Here is a 19030-nt window from a genome sequence, read left to right on the forward strand (position 1 = left end):
GACACGAAAGATTTTAAAGTTAACAAGGAAATAGGCAATGGTGAAAGCAAATCACACGAAGGTAAAAAAAGCAGTTCTTATTAGCATCTTCGCTGTATTAACAGGATGTGCTGCGACTCAAACGGCACTTGAACATGGCTCTTTGCAAGTAAGCACGAAGCAAAGTGAAACAGTCTTTTTAGATCCAGTTTCAAAAGCTCAAAAAACAATTTATCTTTCTATAAAAAATACTTCTGCGGAAGACGTGGATATAATGCCTGAGCTAAAATTTGCCTTAAACAAACAAGGCTACCAGGTAGTCAATAATCCCAATAGAGCTCACTATCTCTTACAAGCCAACATTCTTAAGGTTGGTAAGATGAGCATTGCAGCAAGTCAATCAGCGTTAGGTGCAGGTTATGGTTCAGCACTTTCAGGCGCTGTAGTAGGAACAGCTGCAGGAAGTTTCACTCATTCAAGTGCAGGCATGATTACCGGCGGTCTTGCAGGTGGCGTTATTGGGTTAGCAGCTGACTCCCTTGTTAAAGATGTTAACTACACGATGATTACGGATGTTCAAATTAGTGAACGTATAGGCAAGGGCGTTAAAGTCAACGAGCAATTTCAATCACATTTAAAAAATGGCAGCAGTACGATTACTTCTCAAACTTCATCCCGTGATAGTCAATATCAGCGCTATAGAACGCGTGTGGTGTCTAACGCCGATAAAGTCAATTTGAAATTTAAAGATGCAAGACCACTACTGGAACAAGGATTGGTAAAAGTGATTTCCGGAATATTTTAAATTAACCATCGCACCTTAGGTGATGACTTAATTCATTAAATAAATAACAACAATTTGAAAAAAATTAGGCGAAAAGCGCTTAAGGGATTTTTGCAACCTAAAACTAGCAAGGAGTCATAAAAAATGGGTAAAAAAATATGCAGCTTGATTCAAAAGGGAAGCTTGGCGCTCACCTTTATTCTTTTAACAAACTCAGGATTTGCTAATGACTTATTAGCCAAGGCCTTGGAAGGTGATGTCAAAGATTCCTTAGGCAGTGGGTCGATGTTTTGGAAAGTTTTTATTCTGGTGGACATTATCCTTGCAACCGCGATGGCAGGCAGTGAAAAGTAAAAATCCTATGGTGTTCGTGGGTGTAACTGCCGTTGCTTTTATTCCAGCTTTTTTACTTAAAACGTTTGTGTTTTGAGGAATAAACATGAGCAACATGAGCTATCAATTCCTAAACCATATTGATGCCCCTAAAAGGGTTCTAACGTTAACCTTAGATGAGCTTATAGTGGCAGGGCTTGGCTCTATGTTGCTCATCGTCTCCAATCAAAAGGTATTGGTAACTTTATTTGGCTTAAGTTTGTTAAGTGGTTTGCGTTACTTGAAAAAAGGGGAGGGGCCAATAGCGCTTCTAATACTGGCTTATTGGTATTTACCTAGTTTTGTCACCCAATTTTTTCTACCGAAATTACCTTTATCCCATCACCGTGTCTATGTGGCTTAAGGAGTAAGAGATGAATTTTAACCAGTATCAAAGCCATTTAAGCCAATTATCCGCGCGATTTAATTTAATGGTTGTGTTGGTGTTTGGTCTTCTTATATCCAAGTCTTGTTGGCTTCTTTTCTTTTTAAAGTTTGGCGCCACCATACCATTGAGGTCACCCCCTTTTCGGGCAATCCAGGCTATTTTAAATCAGCAGCGCACGTGGATGCCCATTACTTAAACCTCATGGCTGAGAATTTTGTTAATGAGCGGTTAAACGTGACGCCGGAAACGGTAGATGCTAATCATCAGCGCCTTTTGTCCTTTGTTAGTCATGAGCATTATGCCTTGATGCTTGGGCTTTTAGCGAAAGAGGCTAAGGTAATAAAAGCTAAAAAAATGTCCTCTACCTTTGACATTGCACACATTAAATCTAATCCCGCTGAACTGACAACAGTAGTATCGGGACGATTGAAACGTTATGTAGGGTTGCAGGCGTTAAATGAGGAGCAAAAGTCTTACCTCTTGCAATTTAAATACAACGATAGCCGACTTTCCATCATTCAATTTTCGCTTTTAAAGGAGAAAGATAATGCGTAAATCTTTCTATGTCGCGCTGGCTTTATTATCAACGGCCGCAATCGGAGCTAACAGCATCCAAGTCAAAGATAATAGCGACATTGCCTTAACTTTAAGTCAGGGTAATTACAATAGGATTGTAGTCAAGAACGATAGAATCATCGAAGCGGTGTTTCCGCCCAATGCCATGGCCATTAAACGCGATGAGCAAGATGGGTCTGTGTATGTCATGCTTGCAACACGTAATCCCTTTACCTTGTTTTTAACCACGGAAGGGGGCCGACATTTTTCAGCAACTTTAACCGGTGATGAGTCCTTAGGTAAGACGATTGAGCTCATTGCCTCACAGGCGGCGCTCTCTACTGCAGCAACAAGCCCTCTTAAGTCAACTCCAAAAACAAAGAAAGAAGATGCCGTTCCTGAAGCAATTCTTGCGCTTTTAAATCATATGGAGCAGCACAAGCCATTTGCCGATGTGAGTGTAAAACGTCAATGGGGACGCGTTGAGCGTTGGGCAAAAGGATTAACTCTCGTTCCTAAAGAGACTTGGAATAGCAAACTTTTAAAGGGGGAAATTATTGAATTGTATAACGGTGGTAAAGCGTCTTTGACGTTAGCACAAACGTGGTTTGCAAAAGAGGGAACCTTGGCGATTAAATTTTCCAAATCCTCCATTGCGCCAGGCGAGCGTGCTCTATTGTATCGCGTGCAAGGAGTGGGCCATGGCTAGGTGGCAATTAAATAAGCAAGTGTTGGGTCGCCAGGTGCGAACGTTAATTGTCGTAGGAAGTGGCCTTTTGTGTCTCGTTGCCGTGATGATTGTGTTATTAGCAGAGGGGCGTCCGAAAAAAAGTGAAGCGCAAAAAAAATCAGTTGATTTAACAGGCATCGTTGAAGAATCGTTTACAGAAGCGGCCACAGACAATGCACTTACCGCTCAGCAAACAGAACTTCAATCATTAAAAAAACAACTCGGTGAATTAACACTTTATCTTAAAACCATGAATGATGCGCATCAAAAAGAATTGCAAGCGCAAAAGAAGAACTTACCTCGAAGGTGCAGGCGCTGATTTTAGCCCAGCAGGAAAAACAACCGGCAGTAGAGCAAAACAAGGAGCCCGTGCCTTTAAACAAGGTGCAAAACCCGCAACTATGGCATAACCCCAATACGTATGCCATGACTACGAAGATAAAGGGTGGAACTACCTTATCTGATGCTAATCCTCGCATCCATACGGTGTCCTTTCGCCCTAAACGCCGTCTTACAAAAGCACGCTCTATTTATCTAAGTCCCGCGCATTACGTCCCATCTAATACGTCTGTACGAGCGGTTATTTTAGGGGGCGCTGATGCTGATGCTTCAGTCAATGGCCAATCAAAAAATAATGGTGTGATGCTTTTTAAATTTTTAGAAGACGGTACTTTGCCTAATGGAGCACGTTCCCATCTTAAAGGCTGTCGCGTCAGTGCCAATTCTTACGGCGATATTTCAAGCGAGCGCGCGTTTGCGACCCTTTATCGCTTGTCTTGCGCGCATCCCGGTCAGCCCATCATTGATAAAGAAGTGACCGGCTGGGTGTTTTTCAATGGTAAGGTGGGTATTAAAGGTAAACCCTTAATGAGGGATAACAAAGTCATGACTTGGGCGGGGATAAGTGGTGCCTTATCTGGTATTGCTCAAGCGGCACAATACGCCCAAAGTGTGCAAAATATTGGGCCCTATGGCGCAAGTTCTGTGGTACCAAGTAGTCAAATTGCACCGTTTGCCGCCTATGGTGGCGCATCCAAAGCCGCCGATACCTTATCGGCCTATTACGTGAAACGCGCTGAACAATACCATCCCGTCATTCAAGTAGGAAGCGGCAATGTGGTCACGATTGTCTTTAAAGACGGGTTTTACTTAGAGCCCGATGAAGACAAGCGTCAACACGCACTGCAGACGTTGAAAGCCGCGCAAGTTACCCAATCACTCATCGCTAATCAAGAGGAGAATGAAACCTCTGAGATGAACTTTACGGTTCCCCCTGAGGTCTTAGGAAAAATTGACCGGATGAATACGTTAAGCCGCAATGAAGGAGGCGGGTTTTGATGATAAAGCATGCACTTTTTGTCTTAATGCCTATTCTTTTTGGCCTTATGTCGGGTTGTGGCACGATGAATTCTGATTTCAGTTGTCATGCTACCGCAGGTGACAGTTGTTTGACCATTGAACAGGTCGATGCCATGACCCGATTTGCGGATGAGGTGGCACCGCCACGTTCAAAACGCACTAAGATACGTCAAGAATTTAACCACGCTAATCATCTTGGGAAAATCATTAAACAACCGAATGGCCATTCGGTATGGATTGCACAACATGTGGAGGAGAAATTATGGGTGTAGACTTCACTGTTTGGCGTGATAAAGCACGCGAGTTATTGCATCGCGCTACCACTTCACTTGGGGAAACAGCGAGTACTAAACCTGCATCTTGTCGTGCAGAGAGTAGGGCACAGGCCTCTTATGCGATGGATTTACCCTCCATTAAAGCCCTTTTACCTTATGAAACCATCAATGACGCAGGCTTTTTTGTCAATCGCAATTCAATGGGCTTTGGTTTAGAGCTCATGCCTATGGCGGGGGCCGATGAATCCTTAATGAAGAGTCTCTCACAACTGTTTAAAAACAAATTAACTGCAGGCACCGATTGCACCGTACTTTTGTATAAACATCCGTGGCTTGGCGACACACTGTTACAAAACTATGAACCCATTTTAAAGCAAGGCGGCATTTATGCGGAACTTGCGCGTTTTAGTCTTAAATACCACTTAAATGCCATTAAAAAAGGGTATAAAAATGGCCGCAATGTTCCAGCGGGATTAAGTGATTATTGTGTCTATCTCTTCATGTCAAGGCCGCTTAACGCCGAGTCGATGCATGCACTTCACTTATTAAGAGAGGATTTTGAATCCGAACTTAAAGTCGCAGGATTTGGTTTTAAGCGCTTAGAGGCCGAGTATTTTAAGCTACTGATGCGGGCACTAATTTCACCCAATTTTAATGAATTCACCTGGCCTGTGATAGAGGAAACTCAAGGCTTTATTGCCGAGACAATCCCGTGTCCCTCTACGATGATTGAAATTGGGGATGAGGCGATTGACGTATCCATTATTGATGCAAATGCTGAAAACGTCTGCACTCGTGTGGTTAATTGCGAGTTAAGTCACTATCCAAGTGCGCCCTTTGCGCTGTGGCAAACCCCAGATTTATTCGCCAATCTATTGCAACCTGAGCAAGGCATACAATGTCCTTTTGTGATTTCATTTACCGTGCGAGGGGTCAATCAGGAAATCATAAAAAAGCGCGCTAAAGCACGGGCTAAATCCTTAGACGCCAATAACAATGCCATTCAATCCTTCATTAATCCATCTATCCGTGAAGAAGCTTCTGAATGGAAATTTGTGCACAAACATGCCTCTAAAGGTGAATTGCATCTTTTACCTTCTTTTTACAATGTTGTGCTGTATACCACCAAACATCAAGAACGCGAACATGTTGCCAAAGCGATTGCAAGTTTTAGGCAACTAGGATTTACGTTAACGCAAAGCCGCTGCAAGCAATGGTTAAGGTTTTTAAGTAGTCTTCCTTTTATGCTTACGGAGGGATTTTTTTCAAGTCTTGAGTTGCTTGGTATGACTAAAAAGCTCACGCACACCAATGTCGCTAACCTTTTGCCAGTCGTCGCTGATTTTAAAGGCGCAAGAGATGGACTCATTGTGCCGACTTACCGGCATCAGTTGTTTTATTTAAATACCTTTGATGACAGGGTTTTACCCATTACCAATTTTAATCGGCTCACGGTGGCCTCTACAGGTGCGGGTAAATCCTTCTTTGAGCAAGCACAAATCTTAGATGGGTTGTCCCGTGGCCAGCAGATTTTTGTCATTGACTTAGGCGGCTCTTATAAGCATTTATGTAAGATGGTCGGTGGCAGCTATATTGATGTCTCTACCCTTTCCTTAAACCCTTTTACCCTGTTTGATTTTGATGGGATTACGGACATTAAGGGGGAGCAAGTCAACGATTACATTCAAATTAGAGATTTGCTCGCGATTATGGCCAGTCCCTCAGAGCCCTTAAGCGAAGTACAAAAAGCCTGGTTGCTGGATGCGGTGACTTATTGCTGGAAAGCACGGGGACGGCGCGCCAAAATGGATGATGTGTTAAGTGAACTTCAGCGGATGTTAGAAAGGCCTGAATCTCAAGGTGACCAACGGCTTAACGATTTAACTATCTTGCTTGGCAAATACGGCAGTCACGGACTTTACGGTCATTTATTTAATAGTGATACGCCACTGCTTAACGAGTCTAATTTCATCGTCCTTGAAATGGGGGAGCTTGAATCAAATCCTGAGCTTCTCACCATCGTTATGTTTGTCATGATTGTCATTATTCAGGGGCAATTTTATCACGCCGATAGAAAGCGCGAAAAACGTTGCATTATTGATGAAGCTTGGCGGTTTTTAGCACGTGGCTCAAATCCCGTGTGCGCCAGTTTTATCGAGCAGGGTTTTCGTACAGCTAGAAAACACAGGGGCGGTTTTACCGTCATCACCCAAAATCTTCTCGATACCATGAACACCATTCAAGGTCGTGCCATTGCAGCAAGCGCTGACACTAAAATCATTATGCGTCAGGGCTCATTTAAGCACTACCTTGAAGAACACCCAAAACATTTTAACCCCTTACAGGTTAAAGTGATTGAATCCTTTGGTGAGGCCAAAACGCAAGGCTTTTCCAATCTCATGATTCAATTCGGTCAAGTGACCACGTTTCATCGTTATTTTTGCGACCCTTTTTCTCGTGTCCTTTTTTCTACCTCAGGCGATGAAGTAAGTGACATTGAGTCGTTGACAAAACAGGGGATGGCGTTAAGTGAGGCAATCGAGCAGGTGGCGCAAAAATACTATGGAGAAGAGTTATGCGATTAATGTCTTTTCTTCTGGGGTCTACCTTAGCGCTTTGTGTTTTAGGTAGCCTTTTTTATGGCATGCGTCATCAACAATCGGTTATGACCTTTGATAAGGACGTGATTCAAGGCCAATTTATTCGCCAATTGGCAGAGGTAGGCGCGAATGAGTCGCAAGTAGAACTATCCACCAGACGCTTTAATGCAGTACTTCATCGAGTGCTTGCGGGCTTAGCGCAGCAAAAGAAGGTCATTATTTTAAGAAAATCGGATGTGTTTGCTGGTGGGGTAGATATTACCGATGAGGTGATTTTAAAGTGTCATGAGGCAATGAGGGTAAAGTCATGAACCTTCTTTGCTTCTTAGTCTTTCTAGGGTTATCAATTGGACAAAGTCATGCCAAATCCTTTGGGGTTGTCGGTGAAGTCTTTCCGGTGGCTGAAAAAAGCTTTTTGATGTTGATTGAAGAGCGGCTAGCTGTTTTGAAGGCGAGTGGAGCGCTTGACGCTATAAATAAGCGTTGGGTTCAAACGGCAGCTGAGCATGCTAATAGACCTGTAACGTTGGCACTTTCACGTGCCACAGCCTTTGCCGAGTATAAGTTTACTCCTGAAGTGACCTTAAGCCAGGATATTACAGATGCCGGAGGTCGTGTTTTGTTTGCTCGCGGCACAACGGTCAATGCCCTCGCCGAACTACCTGCTTATCAACCCTGTTGGTTGTTTTTTAATGCCGATGATGTCGCACAACTTCATTGGGCCGCGCAGCAAAAAACAAGCTGTCCTAATCCTAAATTTATTCTCACCGGTGGAGCTATCAATACAACCGAGACAAGGTTGCAAGCGATTATTTATTTTGACCAGGGCGGGCGTATCACACGCAAGCTTCATATAGCCCATGTGCCGGCCAAAGTAACACGCCACCAAAACGAGTTAGTCATTCAGGAGGTTGCGATTAAGGAGAATGGCGATGTGCTTTAAATCCGTTTTATTTATGATGATGTTTATCACATCCCTCACGGTCAATGCCCGCCAATGCACCGGGCATTTTGTCAATCCTTTAACCGATGTTTGTTGGCGTTGTTTGTTTCCTTTATCCATCGGCAATACCAAGGTGGTCCATTCCTCGCTGCCAGATACTGAAAATGCAGAGAGTCCTATCGGTGTTTGTCCAACCACTGTTGGTGCGCGCGTTGGGTTAAATATTGGTTTTTGGGAACCGATGGCGCTTACCGATGTGACCGATACGCCCTATTGCCTAGTTAATCTAGGGGGTACGAAATTAAATTTAGGGTTAAAGCAGGGAAGAGGTGGCCGTCATGTGGTCGGCAATGGGCAGCAACGCGCCTTTTTCCATGTGCATTGGTATAAATATCCCCTTATTAATTGGATGAATCTTATTACCTCCGTTGGCTGTCTGCAACAAGGTGATTTTGACATTGCTTATTTAACTGAACTTGACCCAACTTGGATGGACTCCGAGATGAGCTTTGTGTTAAGTCCTGAATCGGTGCTTTTTGGTAATCCAATTGCGGCAAGCGCTTGTGCTTCGGATGCGCTCTCTTCCACGTTAACGAATAAACCCCTTGATAGTCTTTTTTGGTGTGCGGGTAGCCAAGGAACGCATTACCCCATGACAGGGCACGTCAATGCCTCGATATCACCTGTGCAAACCGCGCTTTTGTTAACAGAGCGTATGAATTACAAAATGCATCGCGAGTGGCTGGTATCTGATTCAAGCCCACAGTTAGGCGCGATTTGCATTGAACATCATTACGCGATGACGCCTAAATCACGTTACCGCTATGAGCTAGTAAATCAGGTGGCCGATGGCAAGCACTGTTACGCTTCAGGCCACAGCACGCTTACTTGGGAGGCGGGAAAAATTAAATCCCACACGCCTGACCAATACGGCTTTTTAGTGTGGCGAAAACGCAATTGCACCTTTTTGTGAGTTGGAGGCCAGAATGATTAAACAAAGTTTAGCGGTGCTGATAGGGTGCTTAACCACGCCAACATTGATGGCAACAACGCTATCACTCCTGGTCAGTTTTTCCATGCCCACTAATCTCTTAGAGGAAACGTTAAAAGAAAGTAGTCGCCTGGGCATTCCTGTTTATTTAAATGGCCTCTATCACGATTCCATGCGAGACACCGCCTTGAAAATAATGGCCTTAAGTGAGCAGGTACCTAACTTAAATCTTCAAATCGACCCCACGTTATTTGAGCGCTTTGGGATTACAGAGGTGCCTGCGTTAATCGCGGATAATGGCGCGACATTTGATGTGATTTATGGTCATTTGCCCATTCGGGAAGGATTAGCGCGCATGGCAGGACGGGGCGATAGCGGCTTATCTGTATTTGACGCTCGGAGGATAACTGGTGACTAAAATCCTATCCTTCTTATTGTGCAGCCTTTTATGTAATGCCGCTTTTTCAGGAAGTGCTGCGGATGCCAACGAGGCACGAAACCAAGCCTTGCAGTGGCTTAAGCAGTTTAACCCGCAAACGATTATAAAGGAGTATTCAGACCACCCACCAGAAGCCAATATTACGGCGCCTGAAGGCACAAACCCCTTGCCACAATTAGGAAGTCAGCGAGCAACGCTTAATGAAACAGCAGCAACAGTGCTCTCCCAAGCGTCCCGTCCTCATCTTAAAGCCAATCCCCGCGCCTTAGAGATGCAATATGCTGAAACGTTATTGTCCGAGGCAGATGGGGTTTTAGAGGGTAAATGCTACGAGCAACCGGCGCATTGTCAAATGGACTTTACAACAAAAACATGTGAGGACAAGACGACTTATCGCCAAGAGCGCTGTGGCAGTACATTAAATATTAGTACTAAAACGGCAACCCAAACCGTCAATCGCTATCTCTTTTATGAGAATAAGTCTGGTACTGAAATGCTTCGCAAAACAATACATTTAAACGCGTGTGATGCAGAAACGCCGCCACCTTTGTGTTTGGCAACTAATCTCATAACAGTAAGCGCACAATGCATTCGCTTAACGGTACTTGTTACCCAAGGTGGACTCCCGTTAACGGTGCTTAAAGCCCCAAGTTGCCAAGACCCAACCGTGACGTTTGACTTATTGTGGGATGAGGCGGCTTTTGGTGGTACCGTGACTATTACCGCGGTTGAAAGTCAATTTGAAGACCACTGGCGTGCGGCAAATTGCACGTCCTTTGATGAGAAAATTAAAGAAGGGGCCTGTGTTATTACAGGGTCTGACTTATGTTTAGAGCCTAACACGAGTCGCATTATTGATGGCGTTGTAGTTTATCGTCCTTGTTGGGGAAAATATAGTGCTTATCAGTGTATTGATGGCTTAACCAGTACTTGTGAGCCCTTACTTTCAGAAGGTTGCTCGCAGGTTGACTCCCTGTGTACGCTTGCTAGCGAAAGACGATGTGACGTATTTTTACAAACCTTTCGCTGTCCTGTTAATCACTGTTTTCCGAAACAAACGATTTGCCAGCCGAAACTAACTTGTGCTCAGGGCGAGTGTGCTGAAACCATCGATGAGGCGAGTGATGACATGGCCGAAGGACTCACGCGATTAGGCGCCTTGGCGGGCACCGCGGCGGATGTTTCGGTTAATCAAGTGAATGTTGCGGAGCCTAAAATATTTGCAGGTGAGGTTAAAGAATGTGAATCCTTTCCCTTAGGTAGTCGAGATTGCTGTCGGGATAAAGGGTGGGGTAAATGGGTTATCCATTGTCCAAAGGAATTAAAAGCGTTACTCCAAGCAAAACGGGATAAACGAGTAAAAAAAATAGGTCGATATACGAAAATGGGGAAGAAACATTATGTCTATTGTGTGTTCCCTTCAACCCTTGCAGGCCTTGTGCAAATTCAGGGACGGCTCAAACAGCTACATATTGATTTTGGTAAACCAAAATCGCCTGATTGTCGAGGGCTAACACCTGAAGAGTTAGAGCGCATTCAATTTGATGCACTTGATTTATCGACATTAACCTCTGAATTTACCGAGCGCCATAAGTTACCTAACGCAACTGGAGTAGGTGCTTCTAACGAAGCTAAAATTGCACGGCTTTATCAAGAGGGTAAGGCCCATGATTAAAATAGTGATTTTACTCTCTTTATTAATTACCCAGAGTTGGGCAACTGAAAATAAGCCGGCGGGCTTTCTTTGGTACGCTATAGAAAAAGAGAAAAAAAGTATTGAGAAGAAAAAACCCGCCGGTATTCCTTTTAGGCACTTAAGTTATACCGAGCGTGATGCAATTTTGCGCTTCTACACTATGGAAGCGCTTCATAAAGCACGCTACACCAAAAAAGTTAAAGATATGCGTGTTTTTTTAAGTCTTCAGGATTACTGGCTTAAAGAATCCTCTCGATTTAAATCATTGTTTCAACAAACGATGCTCACGCATCCTGAATATGATTATGCCGTGACGCACCCAACCTCCAACCTTGGTAGCAAAATCACCGATGAGCTGCGCGAATCCCAAACGATAGAGGTGATTAATCGCTTATCCAAATCCCACGGTTTGTTATTTTTTTATCGTGGTAAAAGTCCTTATGACATAAAACAAATCCCTATTATGGTTGATTTTTGCAGGCGTTTTAATATTTCTCTGATGCCTATTAGTGTGGATGGCGTTATCTCACCTGAACTCCTACATTCACGAATCGACAAGGGGCAAGCCAACCGATTGGGGGTGCGGTATTTTCCCGCCTTATTGCTGGTTAATCCAGTGAATCATCGCGTGGCGCCAATCGCCTATGGTCTAACCACCCAAGATGTGTTGATGGCGCGTATCAAGCAAGTAGCAACTCATTTTAAAGGAGACGAATGATGAGTAGGCCGATACTTTTAGGATTAGTCTTAGCATTAGCCTTTAATATCTTTAGCGCCGCAGCGTACGGCGCGCAATGGCTTGATAACCTAATTGCGGAACTGGAAGAGTCTACTCTATACAAGAAAGTAAAGGCGAACAATCGAGAGGATAAAGGATTTTTTAGCACCCACGGATTGATTCTATTTTACGATAGCAGTTGTCCGCATTGCCAACAATTCGCACCAATATTAAAACGGTGGGCAAATCATAATCAAGCAGACGTACTTCCTCTTTCGCTAGATAATGAACCCCTACCTGAATTTCCAAACTATGCACCAGCCACTACAGAGTGGATTAACTTAGCCTTTGGCAGTAATGCTATTAATTATCCAGCCCTTTTTGTGGTTAACCGTAAAACAAGCACATTATATCCCGTGGGGTTTGGCTCAATGACAGAGGCTGAACTCAATGACCGTATGGCAACCCTTATCACTAAAATTCAAGTGTATGAGAACGAGAGAAGAATGCAATGAAGAACTATTTTTTGGCGTTTGGTTTATTTAGCTTTTTCTCTCTGGCTTATGCAAATATCAGTCAAGATTTGGATAATTTCTTTGACCAATTGGGCTATGCGTCAAATGTGACGTCCCCTGCCGCCTTTGAATCGCAAGCTGCAGGCTTTTTTGGGGGCGGCTCACTTTATTCGCGTAACCAAGTACGCCAGTACCAATTAGTGCAACTAGATTTACCAAGTTATCGTGCGGGCTGTGGCGGTATTGATTTATTTACAGGTAGCATGAGTTTTTTAAGTGAACAAAAGCTTGTTGACTTAGGAAAATCAGTGATGACTAATGCTGGGGCTTATGCGGTGGATGTGATGCTTGCATCAACCGTACCTGAACTTAAACAGGTGCGTGACTATTTGCAGCAACTAGAGCAAATGGCTAATCAAGCCAGTATTAATTCTTGTCAGCTCTCGCAAAACATGGTGGGTGGCATCTGGCCAAAAACAGCCGAGTCTCAACAAAAAATTTGCAAAGACCAAGCTGCTATGGGTAAGGAGGGATTATTTAGTGATTACGTCAAAGCGCGTATGGCGTGTTCTGGCAATGGTTTCGATCAGGTGATGGAGAAAGCGTCTCTTGATGAAACGCGAAAAAAACAAGTGGTGTTAAATAAGAATTTGGTGTGGTCACTCCTACAGACAAAGTCTTTTCTAAACAGTGACAGAGAGCTCGCTGAGATGGTTATGAGTTTAACAGGTACGTTGATTATTGATAAAGAAGGCAAGGTGACCAATGTACCTTCTCTTGCTGGTAACGCTGATTTAATTAATGCATTAGTTGGCACGCAAGAGGGTTTGCCTACTGCCAAAATATGGCGTTGCAAGGACGCAGGCAGTACAAATCAATGCCTGCAGGTGAGCTTACAAGACATTACCATTGCACAAACCTCAACGCTTACCTCAAAAGTACGTGAAATTATTCAAACGATTAACTTAAAGCTTACGAATGATGAAAAACCAAATCCTCGCGAAATCAATTTTTTAAGCATGACATCGCTACCCGTAATGAAGTTTTTAAGCGTATTAAACAGCATTCAATACGCAACTGCCGCGGTGGATATCGAAGAGTACGCGACGTTGATTGCTCATGATTTATTAACTAATTATTTAACGGAATTACTGGCTGAGGTAAGTCATGCAACAGCAGGATCTGAGTTGAACTCTGATTTGCTCAAAGACATTCAAAAGCGAATTCATGAAGCCTCAACCAATGTAGCGGCGCTAGATCCAAAAATAGGTCATAAATTAAAAGAAAAATTGTTACTGATTGAGCGTATGGCGCGCATTGAAAAACAAGTGGCCTCCCAAATGAACAGCACAGCGGGTTGAGGAGAACATTAGATGATAACGATTCATGTGTTAGCGGCAGGCGAGTTGTTTCAACATGTACTCAATGCCATTAGCGCCTTTATGAAGCAGAATAGTTTTTTAGGGTTGCTGCGCATTACAGCCTTAATAGGTATTGTTATGGCCACCGTTGGATTTCTTAAAACCCGTGACCCTATGGCTTTTGCACGCTGGTTCTTAGGTTATGTGTTGTTTATCAATGTAGTGTTATTGCCTAAAACCTCAGTGCTAATTGACGATATTTCATCGCAAACGCCAAAGCTCGTGAATAATGTGCCGGTGGTGTTTGCACTTAGCGCTAGTTTAGTCACTACAATTGGATATGGCATGGCAGAAGTTTATGATGCGCTTTTGACGATGCCTAATGATTTGCAATACACAAAGACGGGCGCATTATTTGGCTCACGCTTAATTTCAGCGTCTACGTCTTTTCGTATTAAAGACCCCGTACTTAAAGAGGAAATGAATGAGTACTTTCGCGTCTGTGTGGTAGGTGATATTCGATTAAATCGTAAATATAGTGTGGGGGATTTAGCGCATACTACGGATATTTGGAAATTGATTACAGCAAAAGCTTCGCCCCTTCGCATGATTTCTGTCAATGGGAAACCCGTGACTTGTCTTGATGCCTCTAAACCTAACGGGCCTTACAGTCTTTTCAAAAAGCTCGAGGCCGAGATTAAAAAAGCCTATACTTTTTTTGGTGTGAATTTATTTGGCAAGCCTAAGAACACCACCTATGAAGCACTCTTCAGTACCCATTTGAAATCCGCCTTTGATTACTACCAAGGGTTAACGGATACCGCTAGCAATATCTTTTTACAAAGCATGATGATTAATGCCATGGGTGATGGCATAGCACACTATCAAGCATTTACCGATGCAACAGCTGGGATTGTGAACCAGCAGTTTACCAAATCCCAAGTACAACATCGCTTTAGCTGGGAAGTGTTAGGCCAAAAGGCCCTTTGGATTTTACCCATTACCCATACGTGCTTAACGCTTTTATTGTTTGGTGTGTTTCCTTTAATTATTGCATTAACCACGCTACCAGGCGGCGTAAAAATACTTTATGGCTATTTGCAGTTTTTTATGTCTTTACAATTTTGGCCAGTGCTTTTTGCAATTTTAAATGCCGGCATGACGATTTATGGGGCTTCTTCTTCCGGCGAGTACGGTCAATTTACGATGGTCAATCTTGATAAAATCGATGAGTTACATGCGGATATTTCAGGGGCTTGTGGGTATTTGATGATGTTGATTCCCTTTCTTTCGCATGGTTTGGTATCTAATTTAGGGGGTGCATTTAGTAATCTTGCGACCAGTATGATGAGCCATATGCAAGGCTCTAGTATGTCTGTGGCAGGCGAGGCGGCTAGTGCTTCCTTTGGACTTGGGCAGACCAGCTTTTATAACACGAATGCCAATAATTTTTCCGCTAATAAGCACGACTCAAATTGGACACACATGCAAGGCATGCACACCGAGCAATTAAGAAGTGGGGTATTAAAAACAATTACAGGAAGTGGCGATAGCGTGTTTGATATAAGTCCTGGCATGACTCGAAGTGCTGTGTCAATTAATGCACAAGAAGGATTAAATGCCTCACTTAATCAAGCTTATGAAGAGTCTACCCAGGCTGCTCGAAATGAGTCGGCACATTATCAAAGTTCATTATCTAATTTTGCACATCGTGCGCTGCAATTGTCCCTTTTGGCAGGCCATGATATGCGTTTAGGCGATGGCGTATCAGAAGCTGAAACAGGGCAATATTCCAAAGCCTTATCAACCATTAGTCACATAGCTGAGGATGTGACGCGCCGTATGGGAGTAAGTAAAGAAGATGCGCTCTCGCATTTGACTAGCGGTGGTTGGGGTGTACAAGCTGGTTTGAGAAGCCAAAAAACAATATTAGGCAAGCTTGCTGAATTAGGGACTGGATTACATGCTAGCGCAAATGCGAATCTTAAATTTGATCGCGCATCTTTAAGTAGTGATAAATATCATACAGGTATAGATGGTGCGCTTTCTGCGCGGCAATCGCGTGATTTTAATGATGCAATGAGTTATGTGAAGCACTTTTCACAAAATCATCATTTTGATGACAGCCATTCACAAGCTGCTTCTCTGTCTAATCAATTAGGCGCCGACTTAAGAGAGGCCGAAACGGCCAGTCGTAATGTGGATACCTCTCTTGCAAAGGCTACGCGCATCCAAAATACAAAGAGTTTTGTAGAATCTCATTCATCACAAATTACATCCGACTTAAATCAAGCCTTTCCCTCTTACGTAGCACGCCAACTTGGTGAGGCAGCACGCGATGAGCTATTTAGTCACCCAGGCGATCCACAATCACTCAACAAGCTTCAAGCTTTAGGTCGGGATTTTATTGCAAGCACGCGAGATGAGTTAATCACCAAATTCGGTAGCAAAGAGCAAAAGGCAGAGGTTGAATCTTTCTATCAGAAGGAGCAACGAAAATTTGTTTCTCAAGAAAACCAATTAGGGGCTCATTATCAAAAAAACAATGACCAACTAGCTCGCCAAGCACAATCCATGACGCTTGGCACTAATGAAAACATGTTAAGGTTATTACAACAAGAAATAGGTGAGCAAAATAATACGTTGCATCAGCATCTTAAAAAAGGTGAACAATCAATTAAGGCAAAGAGCCAAATTTTAAAAGATGAAAAAGATTTAAAATTACAAGAAGGAATAACTCGTGCACAAAAAGATGTCATTTTAATGGATCAGTTACCTAAAAATTGGGGACTTCACAATAAAGGAGAGTAAGCTAATGACACATCAAAGGTTAAGGGAACTAATTAGTGAGGATATTGAAACAATAAAACATCTTAATCCTGATATTATTCCTGCCAAAATATATTATTTGAGATTATTAAAGTTATTCGTTAGTGGGCTTTGGAAAATTTGGCTAATCGTTTCAATCACTATTGCTTATGCAGGCCTTACTCACCCTTCTAATGGAGGACTAGCAAGCGAGCCAGCATCTCAAGTCATAAGAGAGTCAATGATGCTCGCATTTTTTTTTAGTTTTGGTGCCATGCTCTTGCTTTCACCTTCTATCAATTTTTTCATTCTTTTTTGTTATCACTTGGAAAGCAAACTTAAAACAGGCGCTTTGCTAGCTAGAAAATTCAAGCACATTACCTATCTATTTTTTGGATTTTTTATTTTTTTATGCACCTTATTTGGAAGTTACAGTGAATCGGCTGCGATATTTATGATGATTGTCTTTTCATTTTTTGGAAGCCTTGCTGCAACTTATTTTTTTGTAAAAATGGAATTAAATCGTATAGGAATTAGCACAATTTTCTCTATTTTCAATCATTACTTTAGTAAAGGAAATAAGCTATCTATCGAATAGCTCTTTAAATTTATAGCTAGTTTTTTAACCATTTTTAAAGCAGTGGTAGCTACTGCTTTGCTTGAAAAAGGATAAGGAGTTAAACACCGTGCGTGATGAACCTAATTTTAAACACTATACCCGTGGCGGACAAATCAGTTTTCATAACCTTCGGATGTGGGATCAAATTACGAAAACATTATTATGGGTTTGTCTTTTTCTCTGGGTAGTATTAACGAGCCTAATTACTTGGTTAGTTACGCCTTTAGAAAAGCTTTATCAAGCACTGGCTTACTATAGTTCTTCTTTTTTAAATCTTATAGGCCAAAGACATACATTTAATCTTTCATTTCAGGGTGCCAATTATCAGCAGACCGTAGAAACTATTCTTCAGTACCCTTATTACAAAGAAAATGCAAATCATATGGTTAAGTTATTAGCTCAATCTGCATTAGCGGCCTTTGCACTTTCATTTATTTTCGGACTTGGCCTTACCGTCTATTTTATTTATAGGGGAAAAGAGCAGCGGAGAAATCAATTTATTCGCGGAAGTCGCATAGATTCGAGAGAAAACTTGATTAAGAAAATTATTGAGAATGATGAGCAATCAGATATCAGAATTGATGGATTTCCACTCATTAGAGACTCTGAAGTACAACATCTTTTAATTCATGGAACAGTAGGTACTGGTAAAAGTCAGCTCATTATGAAAATCATGGATGCGTTGCGTCAAAGAGGTGATAGAGTCATTGTTTATGACAAGGGTTGTGCTTTTATTCCGCATTATTACGACGCACATGAAGATGTGATTTTAAATCCATTTGATGAGCGATGCGCCAATTGGGATATGTGGCGTGAGGCACCTCGCGATTCAGATTTTGAGAATATGGCAGAAAGCCTTATTCCGATACTTGAGGAATCAGATTCATTTTGGAATAGGGCAGCCAGAACTGTCTTTGTAAGTAGTGCTGTAAAAATGCGCCATGATAAAGACCGCTCGCTTGAAAAACTACTTAAATTATTGTTGACCGATGAGTTTTCCTATTTAGAGAATTATCTTAAAGGCACTGCTGCTGCAACCTTAGTCAGCGGTAGAATTGAAAAAACAGCTTTTTCCATTCGCTCAGTCATAACAACTTACTTAAAATCCCTTAAAAATTTATCAGGGTTAAATTTAAAGGATGCACCTCCTTTTTCTATTCATGATTATATTACCAATGAGAGCTCTAAAGGTTGGCTTTTTATTTCATCTAACGGTGAGAATCATAATTCATTAAAGCCATTAATTTCGATGTGGCTAGCGATGGCGTCTTTAACGTTATTAAGTCTTACACCAAATTCACATCGCCGTATTTGGTTTATTTGTGATGAATTACCTAGCCTTCACAAACTGCCACTCCTTGGTGAAACTATTGCTGAAGTTAGAAAATTTGGTGGTTGCTTTCTGCTAGGCATGCAAAGCTTTTCTCAACTGACGAAAGTTTATGGGCAAGCAGGCAGCAAAGAGATTTTTGATTTACTAAACACACGCTTTTTTTTCAGAAGTCCTAGCAGTGAGATGGCAAGACTTGTTTCAAGTGAACTAGGTGAAGAAGACATTGAGGAATTTCGAGAAAATTATTCCTATGGCGCTAACAGTATTCGTGATGGCATCTCACTTGGCAACCAGCGGAGTACGCGTCCCATCGTATCTTACCCACAAATTTTAGAATTAGAAAATTTACATTGTTTTGTGCGCTTGCCAGGAAGCTACCCTGTGACCCAGCTCAAACTTCAGCCTAAAAACCGACCTCTTCTTTTGAAAGGGTTTGTGGCCCGCAAAGTGCCTGCGGATGAAGACTTACAACAAAAAGCTGTTGTAAATAACACCTTTGACGCGTTAATAGATTCGTTTGAGCTTTCTAAAGAAAAGCCGGCTGTTATGGAATTTGAAGTGTAAG

At 42.4% G+C, this 19030-nt stretch carries 20 protein-coding genes; all 20 read left to right on the top strand.

Annotated features, from left to right (window positions below):
- Nucleotides 1-37 precede the first annotated feature (37 nt).
- On the top strand, nt 38-784 hold the full coding sequence (locus ACNVED_RS16350) for a complement resistance protein TraT (RefSeq protein ID WP_419421556.1): 747 nt from the start codon (nt 38-40) through the stop codon (nt 782-784).
- Nucleotides 785-907: 123 nt separating this feature from the next.
- Nucleotides 908-1117, top strand: coding sequence for a hypothetical protein (locus ACNVED_RS16355; protein WP_419421557.1), 210 nt, complete (start codon nt 908-910; stop codon nt 1115-1117).
- An 85-nt stretch (nt 1118-1202) separates the two neighbouring features.
- Entirely contained in the window at nt 1203-1499 is a 297-nt protein-coding gene (gene traL, locus ACNVED_RS16360) for a type IV conjugative transfer system protein TraL (RefSeq protein ID WP_419421558.1), read from the top strand.
- 108 nt (nt 1500-1607) lie between these two features.
- Nucleotides 1608-2078, top strand: a complete 471-nt coding sequence (gene traE, locus ACNVED_RS16365; protein ID WP_419421559.1) for a type IV conjugative transfer system protein TraE — start codon at nt 1608-1610, stop codon at nt 2076-2078.
- Complete coding sequence (gene traK, locus ACNVED_RS16370) at nt 2071-2787, top strand: type-F conjugative transfer system secretin TraK (protein ID WP_419421560.1); 717 nt, start codon at nt 2071-2073, stop codon at nt 2785-2787. Before traE ends, traK begins: the two co-directional genes overlap by 8 nt.
- Nucleotides 2780-3127, top strand: coding sequence for a hypothetical protein (locus ACNVED_RS16375; protein ID WP_419421561.1), 348 nt, complete (start codon nt 2780-2782; stop codon nt 3125-3127). Before traK ends, ACNVED_RS16375 begins: the two co-directional genes overlap by 8 nt.
- Nucleotides 3115-4146 (top strand): TraB/VirB10 family protein, encoded by a 1032-nt coding sequence (locus tag ACNVED_RS16380; RefSeq protein ID WP_419421562.1) that lies wholly within the window; start codon nt 3115-3117, stop codon nt 4144-4146. The genes ACNVED_RS16375 and ACNVED_RS16380 overlap by 13 nt, the downstream gene beginning before the upstream one ends.
- Nucleotides 4146-4439, top strand: a complete 294-nt coding sequence (locus ACNVED_RS16385) for a conjugal transfer protein (protein ID WP_419421563.1) — start codon at nt 4146-4148, stop codon at nt 4437-4439. Before ACNVED_RS16380 ends, ACNVED_RS16385 begins: the two co-directional genes overlap by 1 nt.
- The gene (traC, locus tag ACNVED_RS16390; RefSeq protein ID WP_419421564.1) at nt 4430-7027 is read left to right on the top strand and encodes a type IV secretion system protein TraC; all 2598 of its coding nucleotides are present in this window, start codon (nt 4430-4432) and stop codon (nt 7025-7027) included. Before ACNVED_RS16385 ends, traC begins: the two co-directional genes overlap by 10 nt.
- Entirely contained in the window at nt 7018-7353 is a 336-nt protein-coding gene (locus tag ACNVED_RS16395) for a TrbI F-type domain-containing protein (protein WP_419421565.1), read from the top strand. The genes traC and ACNVED_RS16395 overlap by 10 nt, the downstream gene beginning before the upstream one ends.
- Entirely contained in the window at nt 7350-7985 is a 636-nt protein-coding gene (traW, locus tag ACNVED_RS16400; RefSeq protein ID WP_419421566.1) for a type-F conjugative transfer system protein TraW, read from the top strand. The genes ACNVED_RS16395 and traW overlap by 4 nt, the downstream gene beginning before the upstream one ends.
- Nucleotides 7975-8958: a conjugal transfer pilus assembly protein TraU gene (gene traU / locus ACNVED_RS16405; RefSeq protein WP_419421567.1), complete on the top strand. Its 984-nt coding sequence runs from the start codon at nt 7975-7977 to the stop codon at nt 8956-8958. Before traW ends, traU begins: the two co-directional genes overlap by 11 nt.
- Before the next feature lie 67 nt (nt 8959-9025).
- Nucleotides 9026-9394, top strand: coding sequence for a type-F conjugative transfer system pilin assembly protein TrbC (gene trbC, locus ACNVED_RS16410; RefSeq protein WP_419421580.1), 369 nt, complete (start codon nt 9026-9028; stop codon nt 9392-9394).
- A complete protein-coding gene (traN, locus tag ACNVED_RS16415; protein ID WP_419421568.1) occupies nt 9387-11090 on the top strand; it encodes a conjugal transfer protein TraN in 1704 nt (567 codons plus the stop codon). Before trbC ends, traN begins: the two co-directional genes overlap by 8 nt.
- Nucleotides 11083-11829 carry a type-F conjugative transfer system pilin assembly protein TraF gene (gene traF, locus ACNVED_RS16420; protein ID WP_419421569.1) on the top strand — a complete coding sequence of 249 codons (747 nt, stop codon included), beginning with the start codon at nt 11083-11085 and terminating at the stop codon, nt 11827-11829. The genes traN and traF overlap by 8 nt, the downstream gene beginning before the upstream one ends.
- Complete coding sequence (gene trbB, locus ACNVED_RS16425) at nt 11829-12344, top strand: type-F conjugative transfer system pilin assembly thiol-disulfide isomerase TrbB (RefSeq protein WP_419421570.1); 516 nt, start codon at nt 11829-11831, stop codon at nt 12342-12344. The genes traF and trbB overlap by 1 nt, the downstream gene beginning before the upstream one ends.
- On the top strand, nt 12341-13705 hold the full coding sequence (locus ACNVED_RS16430; protein ID WP_419421571.1) for a conjugal transfer protein TraH: 1365 nt from the start codon (nt 12341-12343) through the stop codon (nt 13703-13705). Before trbB ends, ACNVED_RS16430 begins: the two co-directional genes overlap by 4 nt.
- A 12-nt stretch (nt 13706-13717) precedes the next feature.
- Nucleotides 13718-16516: a conjugal transfer mating-pair stabilization protein TraG gene (gene traG / locus ACNVED_RS16435; RefSeq protein WP_419421572.1), complete on the top strand. Its 2799-nt coding sequence runs from the start codon at nt 13718-13720 to the stop codon at nt 16514-16516.
- 4 nt (nt 16517-16520) lie between these two features.
- Nucleotides 16521-17111 (top strand): hypothetical protein, encoded by a 591-nt coding sequence (locus ACNVED_RS16440; protein WP_419421573.1) that lies wholly within the window; start codon nt 16521-16523, stop codon nt 17109-17111.
- Nucleotides 17112-17199: 88 nt separating this feature from the next.
- Entirely contained in the window at nt 17200-19029 is a 1830-nt protein-coding gene (gene traD / locus ACNVED_RS16445; protein WP_419421574.1) for a type IV conjugative transfer system coupling protein TraD, read from the top strand.
- The last annotated feature ends 1 nt before the right edge of the window (nt 19030 follow it).

The organism is Legionella sp. D16C41 (genome assembly GCF_048541585.1).
Taxonomy (GTDB): Bacteria; Pseudomonadota; Gammaproteobacteria; order Legionellales; family Legionellaceae; genus Legionella_C.

Bases quoted from the DNA above. Each gene is read 5' to 3' on its own strand.
- ACNVED_RS16350 (WP_419421556.1), top strand. From the start codon at position 38: ATGGTGAAAGCAAATCACACGAAGGTAAAAAAAGCAGTTCTTATTAGC.
- ACNVED_RS16355 (WP_419421557.1), top strand. From the start codon at position 908: ATGGGTAAAAAAATATGCAGCTTGATTCAAAAGGGAAGCTTGGCGCTC.
- traL (WP_419421558.1), top strand. From the start codon at position 1,203: ATGAGCAACATGAGCTATCAATTCCTAAACCATATTGATGCCCCTAAA.
- traK (WP_419421560.1), top strand. From the start codon at position 2,071: ATGCGTAAATCTTTCTATGTCGCGCTGGCTTTATTATCAACGGCCGCA.
- ACNVED_RS16375 (WP_419421561.1), top strand. From the start codon at position 2,780: ATGGCTAGGTGGCAATTAAATAAGCAAGTGTTGGGTCGCCAGGTGCGA.
- ACNVED_RS16385 (WP_419421563.1), top strand. From the start codon at position 4,146: ATGATAAAGCATGCACTTTTTGTCTTAATGCCTATTCTTTTTGGCCTT.
- traC (WP_419421564.1), top strand. From the start codon at position 4,430: ATGGGTGTAGACTTCACTGTTTGGCGTGATAAAGCACGCGAGTTATTG.
- ACNVED_RS16395 (WP_419421565.1), top strand. From the start codon at position 7,018: ATGCGATTAATGTCTTTTCTTCTGGGGTCTACCTTAGCGCTTTGTGTT.
- traW (WP_419421566.1), top strand. From the start codon at position 7,350: ATGAACCTTCTTTGCTTCTTAGTCTTTCTAGGGTTATCAATTGGACAA.
- traU (WP_419421567.1), top strand. From the start codon at position 7,975: ATGTGCTTTAAATCCGTTTTATTTATGATGATGTTTATCACATCCCTC.
- trbC (WP_419421580.1), top strand. From the start codon at position 9,026: ATGGCAACAACGCTATCACTCCTGGTCAGTTTTTCCATGCCCACTAAT.
- traF (WP_419421569.1), top strand. From the start codon at position 11,083: ATGATTAAAATAGTGATTTTACTCTCTTTATTAATTACCCAGAGTTGG.
- trbB (WP_419421570.1), top strand. From the start codon at position 11,829: ATGAGTAGGCCGATACTTTTAGGATTAGTCTTAGCATTAGCCTTTAAT.
- ACNVED_RS16430 (WP_419421571.1), top strand. From the start codon at position 12,341: ATGAAGAACTATTTTTTGGCGTTTGGTTTATTTAGCTTTTTCTCTCTG.
- traG (WP_419421572.1), top strand. From the start codon at position 13,718: ATGATAACGATTCATGTGTTAGCGGCAGGCGAGTTGTTTCAACATGTA.
- ACNVED_RS16440 (WP_419421573.1), top strand. From the start codon at position 16,521: ATGACACATCAAAGGTTAAGGGAACTAATTAGTGAGGATATTGAAACA.